The 26,029-nt window shown below is 68.0% G+C and carries 30 protein-coding genes; 11 read left to right on the top strand and 19 right to left on the bottom strand.

The window, feature by feature from the left end; genetic code table 11:
* The first annotated feature begins 43 nt into the window (after positions 1 to 43).
* The 3 genes from CGZ93_RS11350 (at position 44) to CGZ93_RS11340 (ending at position 2,236) form a co-directional block, all read left to right on the top strand.
* Complete coding sequence (locus CGZ93_RS11350; RefSeq protein WP_094364243.1) at positions 44 to 727, top strand: TIGR03089 family protein; 684 nt, start codon at positions 44 to 46, stop codon at positions 725 to 727.
* Positions 724 to 1,785 (top strand): glycosyltransferase family 2 protein, encoded by a 1,062-nt coding sequence (locus CGZ93_RS11345; RefSeq protein ID WP_229117385.1) that lies wholly within the window; start codon positions 724 to 726, stop codon positions 1,783 to 1,785. Before CGZ93_RS11350 ends, CGZ93_RS11345 begins: the two co-directional genes overlap by 4 nt.
* Positions 1,786 to 1,864: 79 nt before the next feature.
* Positions 1,865 to 2,236, top strand: a complete 372-nt coding sequence (locus CGZ93_RS11340) for a PH domain-containing protein (RefSeq protein ID WP_094364242.1) — start codon at positions 1,865 to 1,867, stop codon at positions 2,234 to 2,236.
* Between the two features lie 26 nt (positions 2,237 to 2,262).
* Here the strand turns inward: CGZ93_RS11340 and CGZ93_RS11335 are convergent, their stop codons facing one another.
* Positions 2,263 to 3,825 (bottom strand): LCP family protein, encoded by a 1,563-nt coding sequence (locus tag CGZ93_RS11335; protein WP_094364241.1) that lies wholly within the window; start codon positions 3,823 to 3,825, stop codon positions 2,263 to 2,265.
* A gap of 249 nt (positions 3,826 to 4,074) precedes the next feature.
* On the opposite strand from CGZ93_RS11335, the gene CGZ93_RS11330 reads away from it, so the two are divergent.
* The 3 genes from CGZ93_RS11330 (at position 4,075) to CGZ93_RS11325 (ending at position 7,233) form a co-directional block, all read left to right on the top strand.
* Positions 4,075 to 5,382, top strand: coding sequence for an LCP family protein (locus CGZ93_RS11330; protein WP_094364487.1), 1,308 nt, complete (start codon positions 4,075 to 4,077; stop codon positions 5,380 to 5,382).
* 176 nt (positions 5,383 to 5,558) lie between these two features.
* Positions 5,559 to 5,720 carry a hypothetical protein gene (locus CGZ93_RS18965; RefSeq protein WP_176451735.1) on the top strand — a complete coding sequence of 54 codons (162 nt, stop codon included), beginning with the start codon at positions 5,559 to 5,561 and terminating at the stop codon, positions 5,718 to 5,720.
* Between the two features lie 43 nt (positions 5,721 to 5,763).
* Positions 5,764 to 7,233, top strand: a complete 1,470-nt coding sequence (locus CGZ93_RS11325) for an APC family permease (RefSeq protein ID WP_094364240.1) — start codon at positions 5,764 to 5,766, stop codon at positions 7,231 to 7,233.
* Between the two features lie 4 nt (positions 7,234 to 7,237).
* On the opposite strand, the gene CGZ93_RS11320 is transcribed toward CGZ93_RS11325, so the two are convergent.
* Both CGZ93_RS11320 and CGZ93_RS11315 read right to left on the bottom strand, forming a co-directional pair.
* Positions 7,238 to 7,822 carry a protein-L-isoaspartate O-methyltransferase family protein gene (locus CGZ93_RS11320; RefSeq protein WP_094364239.1) on the bottom strand — a complete coding sequence of 195 codons (585 nt, stop codon included), beginning with the start codon at positions 7,820 to 7,822 and terminating at the stop codon, positions 7,238 to 7,240.
* A gap of 16 nt (positions 7,823 to 7,838) precedes the next feature.
* Positions 7,839 to 9,011: an acyl-CoA dehydrogenase family protein gene (locus tag CGZ93_RS11315; RefSeq protein WP_094364238.1), complete on the bottom strand. Its 1,173-nt coding sequence runs from the start codon at positions 9,009 to 9,011 to the stop codon at positions 7,839 to 7,841.
* A gap of 159 nt (positions 9,012 to 9,170) precedes the next feature.
* On the opposite strand from CGZ93_RS11315, the gene CGZ93_RS11310 reads away from it, so the two are divergent.
* Entirely contained in the window at positions 9,171 to 9,380 is a 210-nt protein-coding gene (locus tag CGZ93_RS11310) for a hypothetical protein (protein WP_094364237.1), read from the top strand.
* 11 nt (positions 9,381 to 9,391) lie between these two features.
* Here CGZ93_RS11310 and purE read toward each other — a convergent pair whose 3' ends face one another.
* A complete protein-coding gene (purE, locus tag CGZ93_RS11305; RefSeq protein WP_094364236.1) occupies positions 9,392 to 9,949 on the bottom strand; it encodes a 5-(carboxyamino)imidazole ribonucleotide mutase in 558 nt (185 codons plus the stop codon).
* A complete protein-coding gene (locus tag CGZ93_RS11300) occupies positions 9,942 to 11,033 on the bottom strand; it encodes a 5-(carboxyamino)imidazole ribonucleotide synthase (protein WP_094364486.1) in 1,092 nt (363 codons plus the stop codon). The genes purE and CGZ93_RS11300 overlap by 8 nt, the downstream gene beginning before the upstream one ends.
* Before the next feature lie 104 nt (positions 11,034 to 11,137).
* Between CGZ93_RS11300 and CGZ93_RS11295 the strand changes: the two genes are divergently transcribed.
* Positions 11,138 to 11,770 (top strand): alpha/beta hydrolase, encoded by a 633-nt coding sequence (locus CGZ93_RS11295; RefSeq protein ID WP_094364235.1) that lies wholly within the window; start codon positions 11,138 to 11,140, stop codon positions 11,768 to 11,770.
* On the opposite strand, the gene CGZ93_RS11290 is transcribed toward CGZ93_RS11295, so the two are convergent.
* The 10 genes from CGZ93_RS11290 to CGZ93_RS11245 form a co-directional block, all read right to left on the bottom strand.
* Positions 11,757 to 12,242, bottom strand: a complete 486-nt coding sequence (locus CGZ93_RS11290; RefSeq protein ID WP_094364234.1) for a GtrA family protein — start codon at positions 12,240 to 12,242, stop codon at positions 11,757 to 11,759. The two genes, CGZ93_RS11295 and CGZ93_RS11290, sit on opposite strands and share 14 nt — an antisense overlap.
* Before the next feature lie 64 nt (positions 12,243 to 12,306).
* Positions 12,307 to 13,344, bottom strand: coding sequence for a peptidoglycan-binding protein (locus tag CGZ93_RS11285; RefSeq protein ID WP_094364233.1), 1,038 nt, complete (start codon positions 13,342 to 13,344; stop codon positions 12,307 to 12,309).
* Positions 13,345 to 13,451: 107 nt separating this feature from the next.
* Positions 13,452 to 14,225 (bottom strand): enoyl-CoA hydratase/isomerase family protein, encoded by a 774-nt coding sequence (locus CGZ93_RS11280; RefSeq protein WP_094364232.1) that lies wholly within the window; start codon positions 14,223 to 14,225, stop codon positions 13,452 to 13,454.
* Positions 14,225 to 14,725, bottom strand: a complete 501-nt coding sequence (locus tag CGZ93_RS11275) for a PH domain-containing protein (RefSeq protein WP_094364231.1) — start codon at positions 14,723 to 14,725, stop codon at positions 14,225 to 14,227. Before CGZ93_RS11275 ends, CGZ93_RS11280 begins: the two co-directional genes overlap by 1 nt.
* 32 nt (positions 14,726 to 14,757) lie before the next feature.
* Positions 14,758 to 15,552 (bottom strand): biotin--[acetyl-CoA-carboxylase] ligase, encoded by a 795-nt coding sequence (locus tag CGZ93_RS11270; protein ID WP_094364230.1) that lies wholly within the window; start codon positions 15,550 to 15,552, stop codon positions 14,758 to 14,760.
* Between the two features lie 120 nt (positions 15,553 to 15,672).
* Positions 15,673 to 16,416, bottom strand: a complete 744-nt coding sequence (locus tag CGZ93_RS11265; RefSeq protein ID WP_176451734.1) for an IclR family transcriptional regulator — start codon at positions 16,414 to 16,416, stop codon at positions 15,673 to 15,675.
* Between the two features lie 75 nt (positions 16,417 to 16,491).
* A complete protein-coding gene (locus CGZ93_RS11260) occupies positions 16,492 to 17,268 on the bottom strand; it encodes an ABC transporter ATP-binding protein (protein WP_229117382.1) in 777 nt (258 codons plus the stop codon).
* A 61-nt stretch (positions 17,269 to 17,329) separates the two neighbouring features.
* Positions 17,330 to 18,103 (bottom strand): ABC transporter permease, encoded by a 774-nt coding sequence (locus CGZ93_RS11255; protein ID WP_094364228.1) that lies wholly within the window; start codon positions 18,101 to 18,103, stop codon positions 17,330 to 17,332.
* Between the two features lies 1 nt (position 18,104).
* On the bottom strand, positions 18,105 to 18,956 hold the full coding sequence (locus CGZ93_RS11250) for an ABC transporter permease (RefSeq protein ID WP_229117381.1): 852 nt from the start codon (positions 18,954 to 18,956) through the stop codon (positions 18,105 to 18,107).
* A complete protein-coding gene (locus CGZ93_RS11245; RefSeq protein ID WP_267489734.1) occupies positions 18,949 to 20,523 on the bottom strand; it encodes an amidohydrolase in 1,575 nt (524 codons plus the stop codon). The genes CGZ93_RS11250 and CGZ93_RS11245 overlap by 8 nt, the downstream gene beginning before the upstream one ends.
* Here CGZ93_RS11245 and CGZ93_RS20110 point away from each other — a divergent pair.
* Positions 20,425 to 20,664 carry a hypothetical protein gene (locus CGZ93_RS20110; RefSeq protein ID WP_407643946.1) on the top strand — a complete coding sequence of 80 codons (240 nt, stop codon included), beginning with the start codon at positions 20,425 to 20,427 and terminating at the stop codon, positions 20,662 to 20,664. The two genes, CGZ93_RS11245 and CGZ93_RS20110, sit on opposite strands and share 99 nt — an antisense overlap.
* On the opposite strand, the gene CGZ93_RS11240 is transcribed toward CGZ93_RS20110, so the two are convergent.
* The 4 genes from CGZ93_RS11240 to CGZ93_RS11225 all read right to left on the bottom strand — a co-directional run bounded on the left by CGZ93_RS11240 (position 20,648) and on the right by CGZ93_RS11225 (position 23,962).
* Positions 20,648 to 21,631 carry an ABC transporter substrate-binding protein gene (locus CGZ93_RS11240; RefSeq protein ID WP_094364225.1) on the bottom strand — a complete coding sequence of 328 codons (984 nt, stop codon included), beginning with the start codon at positions 21,629 to 21,631 and terminating at the stop codon, positions 20,648 to 20,650. The genes CGZ93_RS20110 and CGZ93_RS11240 overlap by 17 nt on opposite strands.
* 30 nt (positions 21,632 to 21,661) lie before the next feature.
* Positions 21,662 to 22,858: a 4-hydroxybenzoate 3-monooxygenase gene (locus CGZ93_RS11235; protein ID WP_094364224.1), complete on the bottom strand. Its 1,197-nt coding sequence runs from the start codon at positions 22,856 to 22,858 to the stop codon at positions 21,662 to 21,664.
* Positions 22,859 to 22,869: 11 nt separating this feature from the next.
* Positions 22,870 to 23,289 (bottom strand): RidA family protein, encoded by a 420-nt coding sequence (locus CGZ93_RS11230; RefSeq protein WP_229117380.1) that lies wholly within the window; start codon positions 23,287 to 23,289, stop codon positions 22,870 to 22,872.
* A 157-nt stretch (positions 23,290 to 23,446) separates the two neighbouring features.
* On the bottom strand, positions 23,447 to 23,962 hold the full coding sequence (locus tag CGZ93_RS11225; RefSeq protein WP_094364223.1) for a cupin domain-containing protein: 516 nt from the start codon (positions 23,960 to 23,962) through the stop codon (positions 23,447 to 23,449).
* A gap of 218 nt (positions 23,963 to 24,180) precedes the next feature.
* Here CGZ93_RS11225 and CGZ93_RS11220 point away from each other — a divergent pair, with 218 nt between their 5' ends.
* Together CGZ93_RS11220 and CGZ93_RS11215 are read left to right on the top strand one after the other, a co-directional pair.
* On the top strand, positions 24,181 to 25,755 hold the full coding sequence (locus CGZ93_RS11220) for an acyl-CoA carboxylase subunit beta (protein ID WP_094364222.1): 1,575 nt from the start codon (positions 24,181 to 24,183) through the stop codon (positions 25,753 to 25,755).
* 34 nt (positions 25,756 to 25,789) lie between these two features.
* The gene (locus CGZ93_RS11215; protein ID WP_094364483.1) at positions 25,790 to 26,014 is read left to right on the top strand and encodes an acyl-CoA carboxylase subunit epsilon; all 225 of its coding nucleotides are present in this window, start codon (positions 25,790 to 25,792) and stop codon (positions 26,012 to 26,014) included.
* Positions 26,015 to 26,029 lie beyond the last annotated feature (15 nt).

Below are 26,029 nucleotides of genomic sequence, written 5' to 3'. Positions count from 1 at the left end.
CGGGTGATCACGACCGGTGTCGGGCGCCTCCTAGGATGAACCCGTGACGCTGCTGACCGACCACCTGTCCCGACGTTGCCGGGTCGATGGCTCGGCACCCTTCCTCACCCACTACTCCCCCGCCGGGCGGACCGAGCTGTCGGTACGTTCGTTCGCCAACTGGGTGGACAAGACCGCCAACCTGCTGATCGACGAGTTCGAGCTGGCCGAGGGCGATCGGGTACGCCTCACCCTCGCCGAGCAGCACCCGGGGCACTGGATGACGCTGGTCTGGGCCGCGGCCTGCTGGCGGGCCGGGGTGACCGTCACCGATGCCGAGGCCGAGCTGACCGTGGCCGGGCCCGCCGCCGACCCCGACCCCGACGGCACGCCGACCGTCTCCTGCTCGCTGCACCCGTTGGCCCTGCCGCAGCGTGATCTGCCGGCCGGCGTACGCGATTTCAGCGCCGAGGCGCTCGCCCAACCCGACGCCTGGCTCGGGGTCGACCCCGACCCGCAGACCCCGGCGGTCGCGCTGGCCGCGCACCGCGCCAGCCTGGCCGAGCTCGCGGGCCTCGACGGGATCGGCGGACGCCTGCTGCTCACCGACCCGACCGCCCTCTGGTCTGCCCTGCTGACCGGGCTGATCCAGCCGTTGATCGGCGACGGGTCCCGGGTGATCACCGAGGGCGTCTCCCACGACGAGGTGACCCGCATCGTGGCGACCGAACGGGTGGATCGTCCGTGACCACCCCGCAGCAGACCGAGCTGGACACCTGGCCCGCGGGCGAATGGCCGGCGGTGTCCTATGTGATGCCGGTGCTCAACGAGGAGAACTACCTGGCCGAGGCGGTGGCGACCGTGCTCGATCAGGACTATCCGGGCGAGACGGAGCTGGTGATCGCGCTCGGTCCGTCGCGGGACAACACCACGGCGCTGGCCGAGCGGGTCGCCGCCCGCGATCCGCGGGTGCGGATCGTGCACAATCCCGGTACCGACATCCCCAAGGGCCTCAACCTGGCCATCGCCGAGACCCGGCACCCGATCGTGATCCGGGTCGACGCCCACTCCGAGCTGCCCGCCGACTACACCCGGATCGGCGTCGACACCCTGCGTCGGACGGGCGCGGCCAACGTCGGCGGGCTGATGGCCGCGGCCGGGCGTACCCCGTTCCAGCGCGCGGTCGCCCGGGCGTACAACTCCCCGATGGGGCTGGGCGGCGGCACCTATCACCACGGGACCGAGGCCGGCCCGTGCGAATCGGCCTATCTCGGCATCTTCCGGCGCGAGGCGCTGAGCGAGGCGGGCGGTTACGACGAGTCGGTACGCCGGGGCGAGGACTGGGAGCTCAACCTGCGGATCCGCGAGCACGGGCACCTGGTCTGGTTCACCCCGGAGCTCAAGGTCACCTACTGGCCGCGCGACTCCAGGCAGAAGCTGGCCCGGCAGTTCTGGTCCACCGGGGTGTGGCGCGGCGCGCTGGTCCGGGAGGTCGCAGACAAGACCCCGCCGCGGTTCTTCGCCCCCGGCCTGCTGGTGGCCGGGTTCGCCACGAGTGCCGCGCTCGCCGCGGTGGACCTGGTACGCCCACTGCGAGGCCCGGCGAAGCTGCTGCGGCTCGCCCACCTGGCCCCTGCGGCGTACGCCACCTTCCTGGCCGGGGTGATGCTGCGCTCCGACGGCACCCTGCGCGAGCGCGCCGACCTGGCCCAGGCGCTGACGATCATGCACACCACCTGGGGTGCGGGCTTCCTCTCCGGTGTCATCCGCGGCGGCGGCGACACGGTCGACACCTCCCGCCACTGAGGAGATCGGTCAGATCTCCTGCGGCGGCCGGCTCTTTGATTGCAGAATGACTCCTTCGTACCCACGAGAAGGAGTCACGGTGGAGACAGCGCAGATCACAGCTTGGACTTTCATGGGAGAGTGCCCGATACCGCAGGACGTTGGTCCGATCCTCGCAAGGGGGGAACGACCAGTGGCCGCGTTCAGGACGATGCGCGACTCAGCCATTTTCACCACTCGCCGACTGATCGTGCGTGATGCCCAAGGTCTGACGGGCAAGAAGGTGGAAATGTACTCGCTTCCCTATTCCGCAATCAACATGTGGTCGTCAGAGAATGCGGGGACCTTGGACATGAACGCCGAGTTGGAGATGTGGACCCGCGCAGGCCACATCAAGATCAAGATCGGCAAGGGTGTCGACATCCGAAAGCTGGATCAGTTGATTGCCAACGCAGTCCTTGGCGGTCTCTGAGCTTGGGGACCAGCCCCGATACCGGCTCAGGCGGCCTGGCACACCTCGGCCAGGTCGTCGCCACCGGGCACCGGTACCGGGGTGGGCGCGGCGCTCGGGGTCGGGCTGGCCGTCGCCCTGGCGGTGGCGCGCCGGGTCGGGGTGGCCACGCCGGGCGCGTTTCCGACCGGCAGCTTGGTGGCGGCCGGAGCAGCCGGGGCGGCCGGTGCAACCGGCCCGGGGCCGCCGCCGGCCGACTGCGCGATCCTCGCCCGCACCGTCTCCCGGATCACCCTGAAGTCCGGCTTGCCGGGCTGCACCAGCGGCGGCACGAACGACACCGAGGCGATCTTGGTGGAGCGGGCGCGCATGGCCAGGTCGATCAGCTTGTCGGTCTCGCTCGCCGGTACGTTCGTCTCGACGACCTCCTTGCCGGCTGCGGCGATCCCGTTGAACTTGGTCAGCACGGTCACCGGGTCGAGCTGGTTCAGCATCGCGTGCATCACGCACTTCTGCCGGGCCATCCGCTCATAGTCGGTGGAGTCGTGCCGGCTGCGGGCGAACCAGAGCGCGTTGTTGCCGTCCATCCGCACCCCCTTGCCCGGCTGGATGTAGCGCTTCACCTCGGTCGAACCACCCCCGACCGGCACCGGCCTGTTCACGTCGATGCTGATCCCGCCGACCGCGTCGATCAGCGCCTTGAACCCGTTCAGGTCGATCAGCGCGTAGTAGTTGATGTCCAGCCCGGTCACCCACTCGATCGCCTCGATGGTCGCCTGGGCGCCGGGGTCCTTGACGCCGGGATAGAGCTCCTTGTGCTCGGTCGCCCTGGTATAGACCGCGTTCAGCAGGCATTCGTGGCCTGCGCAGCTGAACTTGTCCGGATACAGCTTCTTCATCGGCGAGTCCGCGGGGAATTCGACGTCCTCGAGATTGCGCGGCAGCGAGAACAGCACGGTACGCCCGGTGCGGGCGTCGATGCTGGCGACGGTCATCGAGTCCGGTCGCAGCCCCTCCCGCCCGTCACCGGCGTCGCCGCCGAGCAGCAGCACGTTGTATCGGCCGGCCTTGACCTGGGTGTCCCCGCCGCCGGAGAACACCGAGCCGATCAGGTCGCCCTGGGCGTTCACCACCGAGGCGGAGGCGATCATCCCTCCGCCCAGGCCGAACGCCAGCACCAGGCTCAGCAGCCCGAAGCCGAGCCGATGTCGTCGGGCCAGTTCGGGCGGGTTGGAGATCCGCCACGCGTCCAGCATGAGCACGGCCCAGCCGATCCCGGCCGCACCGATCAGCAGCGTGATCAGCACCGTCAGCGGCTTGAACGCGATGATCGCGATCGCCGCGCCCCGGTTGACCAGGAACAGCAGCAGCCAGGCGCCCAGCAGCACCAGCAGCCCGGCCCAGACCCGGACCGCCCAGCGCCCGAGTTGCCGGTTCCCGGCGGCCAGCTGCGCCGAGCCCGGGACCGCCACGGTCATCCCCAGATAGCCCAGCCCGCGCCGCAGCCGCAGCCCGTCGCTGCGTCGCTGGGCCGCTGGTCGATAGGGGGAACTCCCGCTGCGTCGCGTGGCGGGTCTGCGTCGTTCGTCCACGGTGTTGTCGTCGGACACACTGGGCCTTTCGATGCTGCTGTTGGGGAAGGAGACCCCGAGGGGTCCGCGACCAGACTGCCACCGCCGCGGTGGGGGTGGTCCGCGCCACGCCGCCAGCACCCCGATTGCCCGGCCCTCGTAGCCGGACAGGCAGTACCGAACGCCGGCCCCAGTCAGCGCCGCCTTGGAACCTCCGGCGGCGACACCATTGCCTGTCCGGTTGCGCGACACCGGCCCAACCTCGACTCCCCTTGTACCGTGGTGGCCATGCCCGGTGACGATATGGACTGGTTGTACCGGTCGGGTGACGCGCGCGGCCAGGACCCCGACCGGACGCGAGCCATTCCCGCGTCCGGAGCGGACCTCCCGACCAACCCCAAGCAGCCGGCCCAGCCGTCCGGGCAGCAGGCTTCCCCGCCGGGTCGCCGCCGCGCCTCCTTCGGCGATCCCGGTACTCCTCCGCGTTCGGCTCGCCAGGCCCCGCAGCCCGCGGAGCGGACCCGCGCGATGCCCACCGCCGACGTCGCCGCCGGGCGTACGCCGACCCCGGCAGGTTCCGGGGGCGGCCGCGGCACCCTGCCCCCGCCCGCCCCCGGGCGTACCCGCAAACCCCGACGCCCCGGCCGCACCATCGCCCGGGTGCTGATCGCGCTGCTGGTGGCGTGGATCGTGTTCCTGATCGGCACCCCGTTGTACGCCTGGAGCTCGACCAACAAGGTGGACGCCGCCCCGGCCGGCCAGCGCCCGCCGGACCAGCCGGGCACCACCTGGCTGATCGTCGGCTCGGACTCCCGCGAGGGCCTGTCCGAGGAGGAGCGAAAGAAGCTCGGCACCGGTGACATCGAGGGCCAGCGCACCGACACGATGATGCTGTTGTACGCCCCGCCCGGCGGCAAACCGGTGCTGGTATCGATCCCCCGCGACTCCTACGTCACCATCCCCGGCCGCGGCAAGAACAAGGTCAACGCGGCGTACGCGATCGGCGGGCCGAAGCTGCTCGTGCAGACGGTCGAGCAGAACACCGGCCTGCGCGTCGACCACTACGGCGAGATCGGGTTCGGCGGGTTCGTCAACGTGATCGACGCCCTCGGCGGCATCGAGATGTGCCCCAAGACCGCGATCAAGGACAAGAACTCCCATCTGGACATCCCCGGCGGCTGCCAGAACATGGACGGGGTGACCGCGCTCGGTTACGTACGGATGCGCTACGCCGACCCGACCGGCGACCTGGGCCGGATGAACCGGCAGCGCGAGATGGTCGCCGGGGTCGCCAAGAAGGCGGCCTCGCCGCTGACCGTGCTCAACCCGTTCCGCTGGTGGGGGGTGAACGTCGGCGCCGCCCAGTCGGTCAAGAACGACCGCGACACCGGCGTGGGCGCGACCGTCGGACTGATCTCGCCGATGATGCAGGTCGCCTCCGGCCAAGGGCTGACGCTGATGGTTCCGGTGTCCAACCCGAACGCCAGCACCCCCGCCGGATCGTCGATGCTGTGGGACACCGCGAGGGCCAAGGAGATGTTCGGCGAGATCGCCCGTGGCGACACCTCCAGGCTGGACCGCTTCGCCAAGCCCTGAGGCACCCGCCTGATCGCAGCGCGCGCACCCATCATCACCTGGCAGATCGCCCTGTTCAGCATGGCCGCGCTCACGCTGCTGCGGATCCTTCCGGTGCTGCTCAGCCTGCTCGGCAACCGGTTCAGCTGGGACGAGCGGTGGCTGGTCGCCGGCCTCGGCCGCGCGGGATCGCGACCATGGCGCTCGGCATGCTGGCCGCGCACGACATCGCCGATGAGCTGGCCGTCACCACCGTGCTGGGGGTGTTGGTGACCACCGCGCTGGGAAGCTTCGTGCTGCACGGGTTGGGCGGTCCGCCGATGACCCGCTGGTACGCCCGCCGCGCCGGAACCGCCTGACGCCCTACAGACAGATCGACTTTCCGGGGTCTAGAGTCCCCGCATGGGTAACTCCGGCATCATGCGCACCAAGCGCGTCGAAACCGTCCTCGAGCAGGACGAGGGCGAGGGTGAAAAGCTCAACAAGCGCCTCAAGGCGCGCGACCTGATCGGGTTCGGCGTCGGCATCGTGATCGGCACCGGAATCTTCACCCTGACCGGGATCCAGGCCAAGAAGAACGCCGGCCCCGGCATCGTGATCTCGTTCCTGATCGCCGGCATCGTGGCCCTGCTCGCGGCGCTCTGCTATGCCGAGTTGGCCGCCGCGGTGCCGACCGCCGGCAGCTCCTACACCTACGCGTACACCACGATCGGTGAGGTGTTCGCCTGGATCATCGCCTGGGACCTGGTGCTCGAGTTCGCCCTCGGTGCGGCCGTCGTCTCGCGCGGCTGGTCGGGTTATCTGCAAGAACTATTGGGCCTACCAGAGACGTTCTTCGGGGAGAACTCCGTGGTGAACCTCGGCGCGGTGGGCATCGTGGTGGTGCTGGCCGTGGTCGCCGCGCTCGGCATCCGAGAGTCGAAGTGGCTGACCAACCTGCTGGTGATCGTGAAGGTGAGCATCTGCATCTTCGTCGTGGTGGCCGGGCTGTTCTTCGTCAAGATGGCCAACCTGACCCCGTTCTTCCCGCCGTCCACCCCCAAGGAGGGCGGCGACACCTGGCACGAGCAGCCGCTGTGGCAGGCGCTCAGTGGGATCCAACCGGCGGCCTACGGGGTCGGCGGCCTGCTGGTCGCCGCGGCCGTGGTCTTCTTCGCCTACAGCGGTTTCGAGGCGGTGGCCAACCTCGGTGAGGAGTCGGAGAACCCGGGCCGGGACATGCCGCGCGGGCTGATCGGCACCCTGGTCGCCTGCGGCATCCTCTACATGGCGGTCGCGTTCGTGCTGACCGGGATGATCAAGTACACCGACATCTCCGAGGGAGCGCCGATCTCGGACGCCTTCAAGCAGGTCGGTCTGGGCTGGGCCGCGATCCTGGTCGGCGTCTCGGCGATCGCCGGGCTGAGCTCGGTGATCCTGGTCGAGATTGTCGCCCTGGGCCGGATCGGGTACGCCCTCTCCCGCGACGGACTGCTACCGGCCAGCCTCGGCAAACTCAACGAGCGCTACAAGACCCCGGTCCGGATGACCATCCTGATCGCGCTGCTGGTCAGTGCCCTGGCGGCGTTCATCCCGCTCAAGGCGTTGTCCGAGATGGTGTCCATCGGCACCCTGTTCGCATTCCTGGTGGTGTCGATCGCCGTCGTCGTGCTGCGGCGTACCCGACCGGACATGGAGCGTCCGTTCCGCACCCCGCTGGTCCCGGTGGTGCCTACCCTGTCCGCGGTGACCTGCCTGGCGCTGATGGTCAGCCTCGAGCTCGGCACCTGGCTGCGATTCCTGGTCTGGTTGGTGATCGGCATGATCATCTACTTCGCCTACGGTCGCCGCCACGCCCGGCTGCAGCAGCACCCGGAGGAGATTCAGGGCTGAGCGCTCAGCGCAGCGGCACGAACCGGTACGCCCCAGAGCGTTCGATCAGCGGGTCGGCGCTCGGGCGCCGGGTGACCCGGGCCATCGCACCGGCCACGGGCACCACCAGCATCCCCTCGTCGGTCAGCTGCTCGACCAGTTCGTCGGGCAGGGTGTCGGCCATCGCCGAGACCAGGATCCGGTCATAGGGGCCCTCCGCCGCGCGGCCCAACCGGCCCGGCTCAGCGGTCTCGATCCGCGCCCAGGGCCTGGCCACGGCCGCCAGGTTCGCCGCGCCCCACTGCGCCAGCTCGGGAAGCAGTTCCAGACCGAGCACCCAGCCCTGCGGCCCCACCAGCTCGGCCAGGATGGCGGTGGTCCACCCGGATCCGGCGCCCACGTCGAGCACCCGGGCACCGACCGGAACATCCAACAGCTCCAGCATCGCGGCGACTGTCGAGGGCTGGGAGTTGGTCTGCCCGGCCGACAGCCGCAGCGGCACGTCGCGATCGGCGTACGCCCGTTGCTCGGCCGGCAGGAAGCCGGCCCGCGGGGTCGCCCGAATCGCCTGGGCCACTCGCTGTTCGCTCACCCGCCCATTGTCGCCCAGGCGGCGCCGCGGAACGTCAGCGGTTGTCGGGCAGCCCCTGTAGCAGCTGGCGGGCCATCACGATCCGCTGCACCTGATTGGTGCCCTCATAGATCTGGGTGATCTTGGCGTCGCGCATCATCCGCTCGACCGGATAGTCGCGGGTGTAGCCATAGCCACCGAGCAGCTGTACCGCATCGGTGGTGACCTGCATCGCCACGTCGGAGGCGAAGCACTTGGCGGCCGCCCCGAAATAGGTGAGGTCGGCGTCCACCCGCTCCGAACGCGCCGCCGCGGCGTACGTCAGCTGGCGCGCCGCCTCCACCTTCATGCCCATGTCCGCGAGCATCCACTGCAGGCCCTGGAAGTCGGCGATCGGCCTGCCGAACTGCTTGCGCTCCTTGACATAGCCCAGCGCGAAGTCGAGCGCCCCCTGAGCCACGCCGACGGCCTGGGCGGCGATGGTGACGCGGGTGTGGTCAAGGGTCTTCATCGCGGTGACGAATCCGGTGCCCTCCTCGCCGACCAGTCGATCGGCCGGCACTCGGACGTTGTCCATGATCACCTGGCGGGTCGGTGAGCCCTTGATGCCGAGCTTCTTCTCCGGCGCACCGAACGACACCCCCGCGTCGTCCTTGTGCACCATCAGACACGAGATCCCCTTGGTGCGCTTCTCCGGGTCGGTCACCGCGAAGACGGTGTAGTAGTCGGACTCCCCCGCGTTCGAGATCCACGCCTTGGTGCCGTTGAGCACGAACTCGTCCCCCTCGCGCACGGCGCGGGTCTTCATGCTGGCCACGTCGGAGCCGGCGTCGGGCTCGGAGAGGCAATAGGAGAACATCGCCCCGTCGCGGGCCATCAGCGGCAGGTAGGCCCGCTTGACCTCCTCGGAGGCGGACAGCAGCAGCGGCACGGTGGCCAGCTTGTTCACCGCCGGGATCAGCGAGGAGGACACGCACACCCGCGCGATCTCCTCGATCACGATCACCGTGGCGAGCGCGTCCGCACCCACTCCGGCGTACGCCTCGGGGATGTGCGGGGCGTGGAAGTCGGCCTTGACCAGGGCTGCCAGGGAGGCCTTCGGGAAGGTCGCGGTCTCATCCGCCTCGGCAGCGTTGGGCGCGACCTTGGCCTCGGCCAGCTCGCGGACGGCGGCACGGAAAGCGTCGTGGTCCTCGGTGGGACGGTAGAGGTCATCGAAGTCGCTCACGGGCTCAGCCTACCGCGCTTGCCGGACAGAAATCTACTGACGGGTAACCATGAATGGATAGTCCAATACAGTTAGATCATTGTTCTGATACCGTGGCAGCACCGGAAGGGGGCCGCGTGGCGGAGACTCGGCGTACCTCGGCCATCATCGCCGTGATGGTTGAACACCCTGCTGCGCTCGCTCGGGACATCCTCGTTCAGCGCGTTCCTGGCGACGTTCACCGCCGCCACGGCCATCCAGCTGCCGGGTGGGGCGACCGCCCCGAGTCTCGGCGGGCTCATCGTCACCCTGGCCACCAGCGGGGCCGCGGCCGTGGTGGCGGCGGTGCTGGTGCTGCTGCTGTGGAAGCTCGCCCCCGAAGCGCGCTGAAAGCCGGCGGCTCAGCCGCGGCGTACCTTCTCTCCCTTGGCCCGGGCGGCCGCGGCGAGCGACTCCTGGAACTTCAGCACCCGCCGGGTGAGCTCGGGGTCACCGGCGGCGAGGATGCGCACCGCCAGCAGCCCGGCGTTGCGGGCGTTGCCGATGGAGACGGTGGCCACCGGTACGCCGGCCGGCATCTGCACGATCGACAGCAGCGAGTCCATCCCGTCCAGATATTTCAGCGGCACGGGTACGCCGATCACCGGCAGCGGGGTGACCGCGGCCAGCATGCCGGGCAGGTGCGCGGCCCCGCCGGCGCCGGCGATGATCACCTCCAGCCCACGCTCGTGCGCGGTACGCCCATAGTCGAGCATCTCGGTCGGCATCCGGTGGGCGGACACCACGTCCGCCTCGTGGGCCACATCGAACTCCGCGCACGCCTCGGCGGCCGCCTGCATCGTCGGCCAGTCCGAATCCGACCCCATCACAATGCCGACTCTGACCCGGCCAGGGGGACGACCACCTGGAACCCCCGCGCTCGCTCCGCTCGCCAACTGCTCGCTGCCGGTGTCAGTCATGTCCTTCAACCCCCATCAGATAGTTTGCGGCGTGCTGGGCGCGGCGGCGTACCGCGTCGAGGTCGTCGCCGAAGGTGACCACGTGCCCGACCTTGCGGCCGGGCTTCACCTCCTTGCCATAGAGCTCCACCCGCAGCCGACGGTCGCGGGCGAAGCAGTGCAGCAGGGCGCTCGGCAGGTCCTCGACGGTGCCGCCGAGCACGTTGGCCATCACCGTCCACGGGGCCCGGGCGGTCGGGTCGCCCAGCGGCAGGTCGAGCACGGCGCGCAGGTGGTTCTCGAACTGGGAGGTGTGCGCCCCGTCGATCGACCAGTGCCCGGTGTTGTGCGGGCGCATCGCCAGCTCGTTGATCACCACCGACCCGTCGCGGCGTTCCATCAGCTCCACCGCGAGCATCCCGACCACGCCGAGCTCATCGGCGACGCGCAGCGCGAGCTGCTGGGCGGCCATCGCCTGCTCCTCGCTCAGACCGGGAGCCGGGGTGATCGTCTCGGTGCAGATCCCGCCGCGCTGGATCGACTCACTGATCGGGTACGCCACCGCCTGCCCGGACGGCGAGCGCACCACCAGCGCCGACAGCTCGCGGGCGAAGTCGACCAGCTCCTCGGCGACGATGGTAGTCCCCTCACCGACCCCGGCGAAGAGTTCGCACGCCTCCTCGGGCGAGCCGAGCTTCCACACCCCCTTGCCGTCATAGCCGCCGCGGGCGATCTTGGCGATGATCGGCCAGCCCTGCTGCTCCCCGAAGGCGAGCAGGTCCTCGACGCGCTGCACGATCCGAAACGCCGGGGAGCACGCCGCCAGCCGCTCCCGCATCACGGCCTTGTCCTGGGCGTGGATGAGCGCCTCCGGCCCGGGCCGGACCTGCACCCCGGCGGCCTCCAGCTCGCGCAGCAGCCCGGTCGGCACGTGCTCGTGGTCGAAGGTGATGACGTCGCAGTCGGCGGCGAAGGCGCGCACGGTGTCGGGGTCGTCGTGGTCGCCGACGACGACGTCGCCGAACACCCTGGCGGCGCTGACGTCGGGTCCCTCGGCGAGCACGCGCAGGGTGATCCCGAGCTTGATCGAAGGGGCGTACATCATCCGGGCGAGCTGGCCGCCGCCGATCACGCCGACGACGAAGGAGCGGGATTCTGGCACCCGGTCAGCCTAATGGGCTGCGCGGCGGATGCCCTAAGCTTTGCCACGTGACGAACCTGACGATCGACCCGCATGCCGTGCTCTGGCGGGAGGGCGGCGAAGAGCTGCTGGTGCTGATGCACGGCTTCGGCTCCAACGCCGCCGATCTGTTCGCGCTGGCACCGCACCTGCCCACGTGGGCCACCGTCGCCTCGCTGGAGGCGCCTACCGAGTCGCCCGATGGCGTCCGCTCCTGGTTCGAGTTCAACCCGGCCGTGGACAGCACCGACCACAGCCGGATCGACGCCTCCGCCCAGGCCGTGCTCGGCTGGCTGGACGGGCTCGAGCAGCAGCCCCGGGCGGTGCACCTGCTCGGCTTCTCCCAGGGGGCTGCGCTGGCCGTCCAGCTGGCCCGGCTGGCGCCGCAGCGGTTCGCCTCGGTGTGCCACCTGTCCTCGTTCGTGCACGCCGGCGAACTGCCCGGGGACGCCGAGCTGGCCGCCCGCGAGCCGCGGCTGCCGCTGCTGCAGACGATCGGCACCGAGGACCAGGTGATCGCCGCCGCCAAGCGGGAGCGCAGCATCCCCTGGCTGGACGAGCACTTCGCCGTCGAGCGGCACCACTACCGCCGCGGGCACGCGATCGCCGGTGAGGAGCTGGGCGACATCGTCGCCTTTCTCGATCGGGTCAGATCAGCTTGAAGATGACCCAGCGCTGAATCACGAAGTTGCAGATCGTGGCGGCCCCCTGGGCGATCACGAACGCGATCAGCTGGGCGATCGACCACTCGAAGTGGCTCTGCAGCCACGGCCGGGTCAGGGCGTACAGGCCGACCTGCAGCGCGAAGGTGAGCAGATAGGACACCCACACCGCGACCAGTCGCCTGGTCGAGGGGGCGGCCTGGAAGGTCCAGCGCCGGTTGATGGCGTACGCCGTCGTCGTGCCGAGGATGAACGAGATCGCCTTGGCCAGGTTGTCCGGGATCCCCATCAGGTGGGTCATCAGCCACAGCGAGCCGAAGTCGACGATCGCCGAGAGCCCGCCGGTGAGGGTGAACCGGACCAGCTGCGTGAACAGACTCAGCCCCGGTTCATCGGCCGGTTCCCGGTCGCTCACCGGCAACTCGATGTTGTGGACGGCATGCGGCTCGCCGGCGGGTTGGTCCTGAGGCACCGGATCACTGTACGGCACGGATCGCCCTCATCGGGCGAGCGCGACCGAGTGCCGAGCTGTGACCTCAGCGCTGGTAGTCGAAGTGCCAGTCCTCGTGCGGGACGGTGTCGCGGAAGCCATATTTCGGTCCGTTGGCGTGCAGCCACTTGTAGGTGGCCGACTGGTGCGACCCGGCACCGCCCCGGCGCATGTTGATGTCCAGCGCCATCCCCCAACCGTGGTTGGAGGTGCCCGGCTTGGCGGCCCGTCCGGGACCGTACTTGTTGTAGAGCAGGCGCTGATCGGCGACGGTGCGATAGGCGGTCAGCGTGAGGTGGTCCACCTCGAGATCCATCCCGAACTGCTTCTTGTACGCCGCGTTCATCGCCTTGAAGTCGGGCACAGCGCGGCAGCTCATCCGCCAGGCGTCGGACCTGGCGCCGGGCACCCGGCACAGTTGGCTGCTGGGCACGTTGCCGTTGGCGTAGGTGCGCTTCGGGTTCGGATAGCGGGTGTCCGGGCCGGGGCTGCCGGTTCCCGTGCTGGGCGGGGGCGTCGGTGTGGTTGAACCGCCCTTGACGCCGAGCAGCGCCCCCCACGTGTTCGGTCCGACCACGCCGTCGGAGTCGAGGTTCTTCGCGTCCTGGAAAGAGATCACGGCCTTCTTGGTGGCCGGGCCGAAGGAACCGTCGACCTGCAGCCGGGCGCCGTTGGCGTTCAGCGTCTCCTGGATCGCCTTCACCGCGGGGCCACGGTTTCCCTCGCGGGCCACCACCAGGATGCGCGACCAGGTCTGCGGGCCGACGGTGCCGTCGACGGTGATGCCGCGGCGGGACTGGAAGGTGCGCACCGAGCGCTCGGTGCCCGGCCCGAAGGACCCGTCCACCGAGGTGGCGATCCCGTGCGCCGACAGCAGGTGCTGCAGGATCCGCACCCGCTGGCCCCCGGCGCCCTCGCGGAGCACCGGATAGGCGTCGGTGTCGGAGGCGCTGATCTGGCTCGGGGCGGCGACCGCCTGGTCGACCGCGACGCCGACGCCACCGGCGATGGTCAGGGCGAGCACTCCGGCGGCGATGGCCACGGGCCGCTTGATCCGGCGTTGGCGGGTGACTGCGGTGCTCATCGGGGCTCCAATCCCTCGGGGTTGGTCCCATCCTGCTGATCGCGCGGTCCCGAATGCCACCGTCGGGCGCCGGAACAATCCGTCCTGACCTTCGCCGGGGCGGGAGGTCAGCCGGGCCAGTTGGGGGTGCGCTTCTCGTTGAACGCGGCGATCCCCTCGCGGCGGTCGGCGGAGAACGCGGTGTCCTGCCACCCCTCGTGCTCCAGGTCGAGGCCCTGGCCCAGTGGTAGGTCGAAACCGGTGTGCAGCGCACGCTTGGCGGCCCGCGCCCCCACTGGCGACTTGCCCGCCACCACCTCGGCCAGCGCGACTGCCTCGGCGGCCGCCTCCCCGGCGGAGACCCGGCGGGCCACGAACCCCCAGTCGAGTCCCTCGTCAACGCTCACCCGGCGGCCGGTGAAGATGACGTCGGCGGCGCGAGCCAGCCCGACCCGGCGGGACAGGTTCTGCGTACCGCCGCCGCCGGGGATCACCCCGACCCCGATCTCGGGCAGCCCGAACACGGCGGTCTCGGAGGCCAGGATCAGGTCACAGCAGAGCGCCAGCTCGAACCCGCCACCGAGCGCAAACCCTTCCACGGCGGCGATCGTCGGCATCGGCAGCTGCATCAGCCCGCCGAAGCAGCGCCGGAAGATCCCGCGCTGGTCCTCCAGATCCGAGTCGGAGAACGAATTCCGCTCCTTCAGGTCGGCCCCGACGCAGAACGCCTTCGGCAGCGCCGAGGAGAGCACCACCGCGCGTACGCCGCGGTCGGCGGCCAGTTCGTCGGCGGCGGCGATCAGCTCTTTCGCCTGCTGGGTGGACAACGCGTTCATCGCCTCGGGCCGGTCCATCACCAGCTCGACGACGTGGTCGCCGTGCCGTTCGAGTCGGACGCTCATCAGTGGTCGCTCCTGTCGTCGGTGTCGAAGAGGAGTTGGTTGATCGCCCGCGCGACCTCCTCCACCCGAGGCACATCGGGCAGCACCACGGTGCCGGCCTCAGAGGCGGTGTCCAGTTTCAGCGTGCCGCAGCCGAGCACCCGGTCGCTCAGGCTGCGCTCCTGGGCGACGGCGTTCACCTTGCGCAGCTGGATGTCGTGGCCGGTGCGGTTGAGGATCCCCTGCCGGGTCATGATCCGCCGGTCGGTGATGGTGTAGGTGCGCGATCGCCATTTCAGCAACGGTGCAACGAACACGGGCACGGTGAGCAGGACAACCACGGCGACCAGCACGATCACCCCGACGGGCTGCCAGGTGGGCGGCATGAACACCAGCCCGACTACCAGCAACGCCAGCACGGTCAGCAGTCCCGCAAACGGGAGCCACAGCGCCTTGGGGTGGGTGCGCAGGTTGAGCACCACCCGCTCGCCCTCGGCCAACTCCTTCGCCGAAACGCCCATGACCGCTCCGTCCGCTGCACCTGTTCGGGAGTCTAATCAGCCGTGCGCAGGTGGGTGACGTCACCGGCGGGGAACGCCTGCACGTTGCTGCCGGTCTCGACCAGCAGGCTGCCGCTGTCGTCCACGCCGATGGCGGTGCCGACCAGCTCGCGGTCGGGGCCGAGCAGCACCCGGACGCGGCGTCCGACCGTGTCGCACTCGGCGCGGTACGCCGCCCGCACGGCGGCGAGGTCGTGCTGCCACAGCCGCCACAGCGCGGCCAGCTCTGCGAGCACATGGGCGAGTAGTTCGGTGGCGTCGGTGGGCGCGCCCTCGATCAGCAGCGAGGTGGCCGTCGGGACGGGCAGTTCCTCGGCGCTGGCGGTGACGTTGATCCCGAAGCCGAGTATCGCAGCGGCGTGGCCGCCGGTGTCCACGCGTTCGGCGAGCAGCCCAGACAGCTTTCGTTCGGCAACCAGCACGTCGTTGGGCCACTTCAGCTGCACGGCCAGGCCGCTGAAGCGGCGTACGCCTCGACTCACCGCCAACCCCAACACCGGGGACAGCCACAGCCAATGTCCCAAGGGAATCGTCGCCGGTGGTCGCACCAACACCGAGCAGGCCACGGCCACCCCCGGCGGGGTGGTCCAGCTGCGATCCAGCCGGCCGCGTCCTGCGGTCTGATTGTCGGTGATCAGCACGCTCCCGTGCACGGCCCCAGCCGCCGCCCGCAGCGCCAGCTCGCGGTTGGTCGACCCGACCTCCGGCAGCACCTCGATCGACCACCAATCTGAGGTGGCCAGCAGGTCGCGGAGGCGATTTGGATCGGGTGGTTGGTTCGCGGGCACGGGTTGAGCCTAACTGGGGCGGAGCCACGCCCGCGTGGCCCCGGTGGCAGGTCGGACTAGTGGCCGTCACCTCTTCCAGGCAGGCGCTGCCTGAATGGATCCGCTCGTGCTAGCCGAGCCTCAATCCTCCCGGGGCCGAGCAAGAGCGCGGCCAAGTCCTTTTGCGGCCACCTGCAGCGCAGGCACAAACCGGTACAGCTGGGGCGCTCCAGCCGGGTACAGGAGCGAGAGTGCCGCGACAGCGTACCCCTCGAGATTCAACACAGGCACCGCGACCGCAACCACCGGCCCGCGGTCACCCTCGGGATCCTCGGCATAGCGAAGCGCCCTGACCTGCGCCAGTTGATCCCTCGTTGGTGGTCTGTTGCGGACTCTGCCGGGTACACCGGCTCGCTGCAATACCTGGGCAATAACCGGCTCTGGTGAGAATGCGAGGATCGCCCAACCCGCCGCTGTCGATATTGCCGGCAACCGACCGCCGGGCCGCGACGACAGGCCCTTGATTGGCTGCACGATCTCTAGATAGACGACCTCCTCGCCGTCGAGCACCGCCAGATGCAGTGCCCCGCCAGTGGTGTCTGCCAGATCACTGAGGAATGGCAGTGCCGCTGCCCGTAACGGTGAATGCAGTGGGAAGAGTTGGCCGATCTCGAACATCCGCATCCCGATCCGAACTCCGGCGGTGCTGCGTTCCAACACTCCCAGACTGACCATCTCCTGCACGATCCGGTGCCCGGTGGCCTTGGACAGCCCTGCTCGCCGGGCCAGCTCAGCCGGAGGTAACGTCACGTCGCCCGGCCCGAACGCGCTCAGAATATCGAGGCTGCGACTGAGGATGCCTGATCGAACCCGCCCGGAGTCCACGATATCCTCCTCTCGCCGAGAGATTACGCATGGGGAAAGCTGGACCATTAACATTACCCGGGCGTTGCTACCCGCTCAGCCCTTCTCGGCAGCTGCGACGGAGGCACCCGCTTTTGCAAGCTGGATCTGCTCGTGAATGAGCAATCGCAGCTCGGCGAACCGCTTTGCAGACCGAGTGCCGAGCTGATCGCGTTCATCGGGCAGGTCGATCGTCACGTCCATCTGCACCACTGTGGGGCTCGCGGACAGGACCAGCACCCGTTGCCCGAGATAGACGGACTCGTCAATGTCGTGGGTGACGAAAAGCACCGTCACCCCCAGCCGGTGCCACAGGTCTCGAACCAGGTCCTCCAGATCAGCCCTGGTCTGGGCATCCACCGCGGCGAACGGTTCGTCCATCAGCAGGATGTGTGGTTCGTACGCCACGGCACGAGCGATCGCGACGCGCTGTTGCATACCGCCGGACAACTGCCAGGGGTAGCGGTCTCGGGCGTGCTCCAACCCCACAGCCGACAGTGCATCATTCACCCGCCGACTAGTCTCTGCAGAAGGGACCCTCGCGTTTCTCAATGGGAGCTGCACATTGCCTCGCACTGTCAGCCACGGGAACAATGAGCGACCGTACTCCTGGAACACCACTGCCATCGTCTTGGGGGGCCCAGTCACCTGTCGGCCTTCCAACACGACTTCGCCAGAGGTAGGTGCCAAGAGCCCGGCGATGATCTTCAGCAGGGTCGTCTTTCCCGCCCCCGAGGGCCCGACGATACAGGCGAGCTCACCGCGTCGCAGATCGAAGGTAAGGTCGCGCACCGCCTCCACAGGACCTCCCGCGCTGGGATAGATCTTCTGCACCTGGCGTACCGAGAGCAGGGGCTCGTATCCGTTCCGGGATGCGGCAGCCGAAATGGGCGTGTCATTCACTGTGCTCGACCTCTTTCAGTCCGTAGTACCAACGAAGCACGCGCTTCTCCACCGCCGAGAAGAGCGCGGCCAGCAGAACGCCCATTACCCCTAACAACACGATGCCGGTCCACATCTCCGGGACCGCAAAAGAACGCTGGAAGGAGACGATGGTGAAACCCAGCCCTGAGGAGGAGGCGAACATCTCCGAGATGACCATCAGGATGAGCCCGATCGACAGCGCTTGGCGGATTCCAGCCATAAAGAACGGGCTAGCCGCTGGCAGGGTGAGTGCAATGATCCGCCAACGTCCGTGGATGCCATAGACCTTGGCAGTCTCATCAAGCACTTCATCGATCGAGCGGACCCCCTCGATGGTGTTCAGCAAGATTGGCCAGACGCTGCCGGAGACGATCACCAAAACCTTCATCCCATCGTTCACCCCGACCAGCAGGATCAGGATCGGAACCAGCACCGGCGGCGGGATGGCCCGAAACAACTCCAGCACCGGTTCGCTCGTCCGGCGCAGGATTCGGCTGGACCCAATGCCGAATCCCAGTCCGACGCCGAGCACAGTGGCCACCAGAAGCCCGACCAGCAGCCGCAACAGCGAAGGCAGCACGTCCACGACAAACCGGGGGCCGATCCAGACCTTGACGAAGGTTTCCACGAGCTCTGCGGGCCGCGGCACCCAGAAGCTATCGCTGTCCACGGTGAACAGCCACCACAGCACGATCAGTAGAAGAGGTAGCCCCAGGAAGTAGCAGATCTTCTTCAGCACACTCATCTCACACCACCATCTCGCCACGGACCGAGGAGTGCCACCCAAGCAACCTGCCCTGCAGGGTGCGGAACCCAACATTGATCAGCACACCCAGCAAACCTGTTGCCAGCACCAAGGCGTACATGTGAACGGTGGCTCCGCCCGACTGGGCCAGCGCGATCTCACGGCCAAGTCCTGGCGTCCCGATCAGAAGCTCGGCGGTCACGGCAAGGATGAGGGCCACCGAGGCGGCTAACCGAAGCCCGGTCATCAGGTACGGCAGTGTCGTAGGCCACACGACATGCCGCAGGCGGGCGCGATAGCTGCTCAGCCCAAAGCTGCGGGCGGTGTTCGCCGCGACCGGATCGACATCGGCCACTCCGTAGAGCACCTGGATCAGGATCTGCCAGAAGGACGCGTAAACGACCAACAGGAGTTTTGACTCGAGTTCCACCCCGAAGATCAGTACTGCCAGCGGGATCAGCGCCACCGAAGGGATCGGCCGCAAGAACTCGATGGTCGATGCCGTCGACCGGCGCAGAAACGTCGAGCTGCCGATCACCATGCCCAGCACGATCGCTGCAGCAGCAGCAATCGCGAGCCCGATCCCCCAACCGGTCATGGTGTCCAGCACCGCCATCCAGAAACGCGCGCCGGTGACGTCGGTGAGCAGTGCGCCGAAGACCGCGCTCGGCGGCGGAAGGTATCGGGCCGAGACAATCTCCACCCGTGGCACCATCTCCCATAGCGCTAGGAAGACCAGGGTGCCGAAGACCCCCATCACCGCAGCGGGCAGGCGTAGCAGGCTGTTCCGGAACCGGCGGATGCCCGCACCATTCGCCGCCGTCGGCGGGTGGCTTGTGACGGACTCATTCATCGGACGTCCCAAGCCCGCAACCCCCGTGCGTCCAACCGGGTGAGCGGTGCACGATCTCCCCGGCGACGGCGGTGGCGAGCACCTCCAACCCGGGCAGTTCGTCGTCCCGACAGGTAAGCGGATCTCCCTCCAGCACAACCCAGTCCGCCCGGGCCCCCGGCCGTAGGATTCCCTCCTGACCCCCAACCTGTGCGATCAGCGCCGCACCGCCGGCATACATTTCCACCGCCTGCTGGCGATCCAGGCGCTCCCCCGGCCCCAGGACGCGTCCTTTGTGGTCGCGGGTGACGGCGTCGTGGATCCCACCCAGCGGGCTGGACGTGGTCACCGGAGAGTCAGATCCACCGCCCAGTATCACCCCGGCCTCCAGCCACGAGCGCAACGGACTTGCGGCCTCCGTGGCCGACCAGCCGAAACGCTGGGCGAGGGTCTCGGCGAAGCGGGCGTACATTCCCGGCTGGGCCGCCACCGCCACCCCTCGTTCGGCCGCCAGCCCCAGGCTGGCCGTACTCGGCCACAGATACGCATGGATCAGCGAGAAGTGGCCCGGCGCCAAGTCGGTCCCGCAGGACAGCCCAGCGATGCTGGTGAGTACCGCGTCGATGGCGGCGTCCCCGACGGTGTGTGCGCCCACTGGCACGCCATGCTCTGCTGCATAGGCCAGCAGCGCATCAAGGTCCGGCTTTTCGATGAGACGCTCACCGTGGTAGCCGTTGAGGCCCGGATACTCCTTGGTGAGCCAAGCGGTGCCCAGCGAACCTCCGCCGTCGACAAACACCTTCAACCCGCAGAGCCGCAGGCGATCGTCCCAGCCGGGATCGCGGATCAGCGGCAGGAAACTGGCGGCCTCGGCCACCGCATCGGGCCCGGAAGTGACCAGGCCGAGCAGACTTGCCCGCAGCCGAAGCCGCCCGCTGTCCCGCGCGGTGAGGTAGGCGTCGACCTCCTCGTGGGTCAGGCCGGGGTCCAGGATCCTGGTGATGCCCTGCCCGAGACAAGTCTGCTGGGCTGCATCCAAGGCGTCCAACCGTTCGTTGAGCGTTGGTGGCGGCACGTGGGTGGCCACTAGGTCTCGGGCGCGTTCCAGCAGGAGCCCGGTGGCAGCCCCGGTGTGATCTCGTTCGATTATCCCACCTCGTGGATCTGGAGTATCGTCGCTGATCCCGGCCCGGGCTAGCGCCACGGAGTTGGCCACGCCCGCATGTCCGCCGCGGGGTAGGTAAACCGGGCGACCAGGACAGCAGCGGTCCAGTTCGAAACGCGTCGGGTAGCGCCGTTCGGCCAGGTCGGCCACCTCCCAACCCTCGGCGGAAACCACCCACTCACGGTGGGGATGCTGGTCCGCCCAGCCTGTTAACCGGCGGCTCAGCTCGGCGATCGAGTCGGCCGCGCCCAGGTCGACTCTGACCGCAGCCATCCCGGTCCAGAGCAGGTGGTGGTGCGAGTCGATGAATCCCGGCATGACGGCCTGCCGGCCACAGTCCAACACCGGTGTCCCCGCGGGCAAGCGGCCCGCCACCTGGCCAGGCTCTCCGACGGCAAGGATCTGGCCATCTCGCACCGCCATCGCGCGGGCGCGGGGGTTCACCGGGTCCATCGTGCGCAGGTCACCCAGGACCAGGACCCCCTTGCCTGGCGCCTGACCGACTGCGGTGTTTCCCAGTGCCGTTCGGGTCATCGGATCACGAGTCTCACTGCTTGGCGGTGAGCGACTGGACTGTGACTGGTTTATCGCCAAGTAGCCCCTGCTTCTTGCTCTGCTCGATCAGCTTGTTGAGCGATGGCTCATTGAAGTCGGTCGGGAAGGAGGGTAGTCCGATCTTCGAGGCGGTCGCGGGGTCGATGGACGTGTACTCGGGCAGCACTGCCCGCACCGCGTCCGGGTTCTGGCTGGCAAACTTCATCGACTTGTCCATCGCCCGCCGGAATCCTGCCAGCAGTTCGGGGTTCTTCTGCGCCCAGGGCTTGGCGGCGAAGTAGGAGGCTACAGACAGGTTCGGGTCGGTCTTGGCGTAGTTGTCGAGGATAGCCCGGGCGCCGTTCCCCGTCAGCTTGGTGACGAATGGTTCACAGACCCATGCGGCGTCGATGCGCTTCTGCTCGACTGCGGCGACCATGTCCGGGAAGGGCAGTTCGGTGAAGCGTACGCCGGCCGGGTTGACGCCCTCGGCCTCAAGGGCAGCCCGGATGGTTACATCGCCGATGTTGTTCAGGGTATTCACCGCCACGGTCTTTCCGGGCAGGTCCGCGGTACCCTTGATGGCGCTGTCGCCGGCGGTTACCACGCTGCAGTAGCCAGCGGCCGCGTTGCTTGACCGGTTGGCCGGGGAGATCGCGACGCCCGGAGAGACCATCTGCAGGGGCAACCCCTTGGAGACGCCGATGATCAGCGACACGTTGTTGGAGAAACCGATCTGGTAACTGTTGCTGGTCACCGCGGGCACAATTGCGGCACCGCCGGCGGCGAGCACTGGATCCAGTTCAATGCCCTCCTCCTTGAAGTATCCCTGCTTGATACCGAGATAGAGAGGGGCGACATCCACGATGGGGATCAGCCCGATGGTGAGCTTGGTCGGCTGGTCCTTACTCGGCGCTGCGCCGCCTCCACAGGCGCAAAGGGTCAGGGCCAAGATGGTGGCCGCTGCGAGGGGGATGGCGCGAAGTCTAGTCAGCATGCGATCGTCCTTGGTCGATGGGTGAGGTGGTCAGAGAAATCGTTCCGGGTTCCCGCCAAACGGCAGCCCGACGTAGATCTCAGCGAACGCGGCCATTGCGCTCTCTGAGGAGATCAGGTTCAGCACCCGGCTGCGTTGCAGTCGGGCATCGAAGATGCGACCCGGCACATGGTGGAGAAGGTCGGTCATATGCCGGGAGAACTCCTGGGCCCGCCAGATTCGGTCCAACGCCTTGGCCGAATATCCGTCTAGCAACGCGGAGTCGCCGGTGCGATAGCGATGGATCAGTGCCTCGGACAGCACCGAGATGTCGGCAACCGCGAGGTTGAGCCCCTTGGCCGCGGTCGGCGGCACGATGTGGGCGGCATCGCCTGCGAGGAAGAGTCTCCCGTACTGCAGCGGCTCAACGACGAAAGAGCGCATGGCAGTGACGCTCTTGCTGAGAATTCTCCCTTCGGCCAAGGTCCAGTCGTCGCGGGTGGCCAGACGGGTCTGGAGTTCGGACCAAATGCGTTCATCGCTAACGTTCTGCGCATCACAGTCCGGTGTGACCTGGAGATACAGCCGGCTGAGTGTGGGTGAGCGTCTGCTGTGCATGGCGAAACCGTTGTCGTGGTGGGCGTAAATCAACTCCCGGGTCGAGGGCGGGACATCGGCCAAAATGCCCAACCAGCCGAAGGGGTAGTCACGCTGATGCTCTTTCCTCAGCTTGGCCGGGATCGTCTGCCGCGCGACCCCATGGAAGCCATCGCATCCGGCGATGTAGTCCGCCTCGAGCCGCTGCTGGGCGCCGTTGGCGTCGGTCCAGGTAACCCAGGGGTGGTCGGAGTCAACTTCGTGCAGCGCCACATCACCTGCCTCGAAGACGATCGGCTCTCCCGTCTTGTCGCGTGCATCCAGCAGATCCTTGACCACCTCCTGTTGGGGGTAGAGCACCGTCTTGTGGCCACCGGTCAGGTTGGCAGTGGGTAGCCAGATCCGATCTCCCTCGAAGCGCAGCTCGAAGCCCTCGTCAAACTGGCCTTGACGATGCAATCGGTCCGCGACCCCCGCAGCCTCGAGGAGTTGCACGGTGGGATGCTCCAGCATGCCGGCCCTGATCCGGTCCTCCACGTACTGTCGGTTACGCAGTTCCAGAATGATGTTGTCGACCCCGGCCAAGCTCAGCAGCCGGCCCAGCAGAAGACCGGCGGGTCCGGCTCCGATGATGACGACCGACATTTTCATGCTCGCCCGTTTCACTCCGAGATTGCGGCGATGCAGTCGATCTCGACGAGCACACCGTCACGCGGAGGATCTGCGCGGACCGTGGTGCGGGCCGGGAAGTGACTGGCCCGGGAGAAGAACTCACGGTAGATCGGGTTGAACTTCTTGAAGTTCTCCATGTCGCGCACGTAGACGTTGCAGCGCAGGATGTCGTTGATCGTCGAGCCAGCTGCCTCGACCACCAGCAGCAGATTCTGCAGCGTAACCCTGGTCTGTTCCTCGAAGTCGTCGGAGACGATGGTGTGAGTTTCCGGATCCAGGGGTCCTTGGCCGGAGACGAATAGCAGGCCGTTGTGGGCGATCGCCATCGACAGCGGCGCCTTCGTTCCTTCAGAAAACCCGGTGGTCGGGGCCTTGTCGGTGGTGATCACTCGGGGATTGTTGGTCTTCAAGATCGGCTCCTGTTGCGTAGTGATTGACGCGTCCGTGACCCCGTGTTTGGTGGCGTGAGGGCGCGCACGACCCGCCCCAGGACGGAGCCGATCGGTGATTAGAAGGTGATGGTCGTCTTAGGGTGGCCGGCTGAGCTTGGCGCTGGCCAGCCGAGTATCAATCCGGTCGGGGCATCAGGTGCCCGCATTGGTCACAGGTCCGGGCCGCCTCTGAGTCGAAGAACCTGGCATACGCCTTGGACACCGGGTCCTTGGTGTAATCGTCGACGACGAACTCCTCCTCGTGCAGAGACTCTCCGCACTCAGGGCAGTACCAGCGGAACCGATCAACCTCCCCGACGGTCCTTCCACGCTCGAGAATTAGAGCGAACGAACTCGAGTCGAACCTGGGCGAGTGCTCGGTATTGGGCGGCATCCAGTTCGTCGCGCCCGCGGGAATCACGGTCACGCTCTCCACCCCGTCAGGCGTGCGATGGTGCAGCCGCATCGTGCCGCGGATCATGTAGGTGACCTCGTCACTGGCGTTCACATGAAACTCACTTCGATAGTCGCGGCCCTTCGCGACGAAAGCCAGTGAGCCCGGGTGTTGCCACAGGACCTTGACCTGCTTGCCCGTTTCCAGAAGCTCCTGGACGACCGCCTCCAGATCGAGAACAGGGAGATCAGATTCCATCGGTGGCCCCCTTTCAGACGAGCGCCGAACTGTCGGCTCTCCTGGTTTCCCGACTTGGTTACGGGATTCAGCTCATGAAACAGGCGGCATCCCCCACCGCCAAGGATCGGTCTCACTCAGTGAAACCACATTCTGAACTGCGACTGTGGTAGCTGAGGGCGCCACAGACCCAGCGAACGATCCGCCAGACCGCCCGCCGGGCCGCTAGGGTGCCGCCTATGGACATCGACATCCACACCACCGCGGGGAAGCTGGCCGATCTCGACCGGCGTACCGAGGAGGCCGTCAACGCGGGCTCGACAAAGGCCGTGGAGAAGCAGCACGCCAAGGGCAAGCACACCGCCCGGGAGCGGATCGAGCTGCTGCTCGACGAAGGCACGTTCACCGAACTCGACGAGTTCGCCCGGCACCGCTCGACCAGCTTCGGGATGGAGGCCAAGCGGCCCTACGGCGACGGCGTAGTCACCGGGATGGGGTCGATCAACGGCCGCCCGGTGTGCGTGTTCTCCCAGGACGTGACCGTCTTCGGCGGCTCGCTCGGACAGGTCTATGGCGAGAAGATCGTCAAGGTGATCGACCTGGCACTCAAGGTCGGCTGCCCGCTGATCGGGATCAACGAGGGCGGTGGCGCCCGGATCCAGGAGGGTGTGGTCTCACTCGGCCTCTATGGCGAGATCTTCCGCCGCAACGTCCACGCCTCCGGGGTGATCCCGCAGATCTCGCTGATCATGGGCGCGGCGGCCGGCGGGCACGTCTATTCCCCCGCGCTGACCGACTTCGTGGTGATGGTCGACCAGACCTCGCAGATGTTCATCACCGGACCCGACGTGATCAAGACCGTCACCGGTGAGGACGTGTCGATGGAGGAGCTGGGCGGCGGGCGTACCCACAACACCAAGTCGGGCAACTCCCACTTCCTGGCCGGTGACGAGCAGGAGGCGATCGACTACGTCCGCGATCTGCTGGGATTCCTGCCCCAGAACAATCTCGAGGATCCGCCGATCTTCGAGACCGAGGACGAGCTGCTCACCCCGACCGAGTCGGATCTCGCCCTGGACACGCTGATCCCGGACTCCCCCAACCAGCCCTACGACATGAAGACGGTCGTCTCCAGCGTGCTGGACGACGAGGACTTCTTCGAGACCTCGCCGCTGTTCGCGCCCAACGTGATCACCGGCTTCGGCCGGGTCGAGGGCCGCGCGGTCGGGATCGTCGCCAATCAGCCGATGCACTTCGCCGGCTGCCTGGACATCGACGCCTCCGAGAAGGCGGCCCGCTTCGTGCGGACCTGCGATGCGTTCAACATCCCGGTGCTCACCTTCGTCGACGTGCCCGGCTTCCTGCCGGGGGTCGACCAGGAGCACGCGGGCATCATCCGCCGCGGCGCAAAGCTGATCTACGCGTACGCCGAGGCGACCGTTCCGCTGGTCACGGTGATCACCCGCAAGGCCTACGGCGGGGCCTACGACGTGATGGGCTCCAAGCACCTGGGCGCCGACATCAACCTGGCCTGGCCGACCGCACAGATCGCGGTGATGGGCGCCCAGGGAGCCGTGAACATCCTGCACCGCAAGGCGCTTGCCGAGGCCGACAACGCCGACGAGCTGCGCGCACAGCTGATCCAGGAATACGACGACGAGCTGGCGAATCCCTATGTGGCAGCCGAACGCGGCTACATCGACCAGGTGATCCACCCGCACGAGACCCGTTCGGAGATCGTCCGGGTGCTGCGCCTGCTGCGCACCAAGCGGCAATCGCTGCCGCCCAAGAAGCACGGCAACATCCCCCTGTGACCGGCGAGAATTCGTGAGCGGCGAGGAGCAGCAGATGAGTGAGGCAGACAGCCCGGCCACCCCCACCTTCGAGGTGGTCTCCGGCTCGCCGTCGGCCGAGGAGTTGGCGGCGATCGTCACCGTGCTCTCGGCGGCCTCCGCCGCCAACGGCGACAGCACCCCGCCCAGCGACCGCCCGCGGGCCGGTGGCTGGAAGTCCTACTGGCGCACGGTACGCCGCGAGCACCGCCCCGGACCGGGCGCCTGGGGCGGTCACTGACCCGGCGGCCGACCG

The organism is Enemella dayhoffiae (assembly GCF_002250625.1).
Lineage (GTDB): Bacteria > Actinomycetota > Actinomycetes > Propionibacteriales > Propionibacteriaceae > Enemella > Enemella dayhoffiae.
The sequence above is the reverse complement of the archived record's forward strand: the minus strand, read 5'-3'. Positions and strand labels throughout refer to the sequence as shown.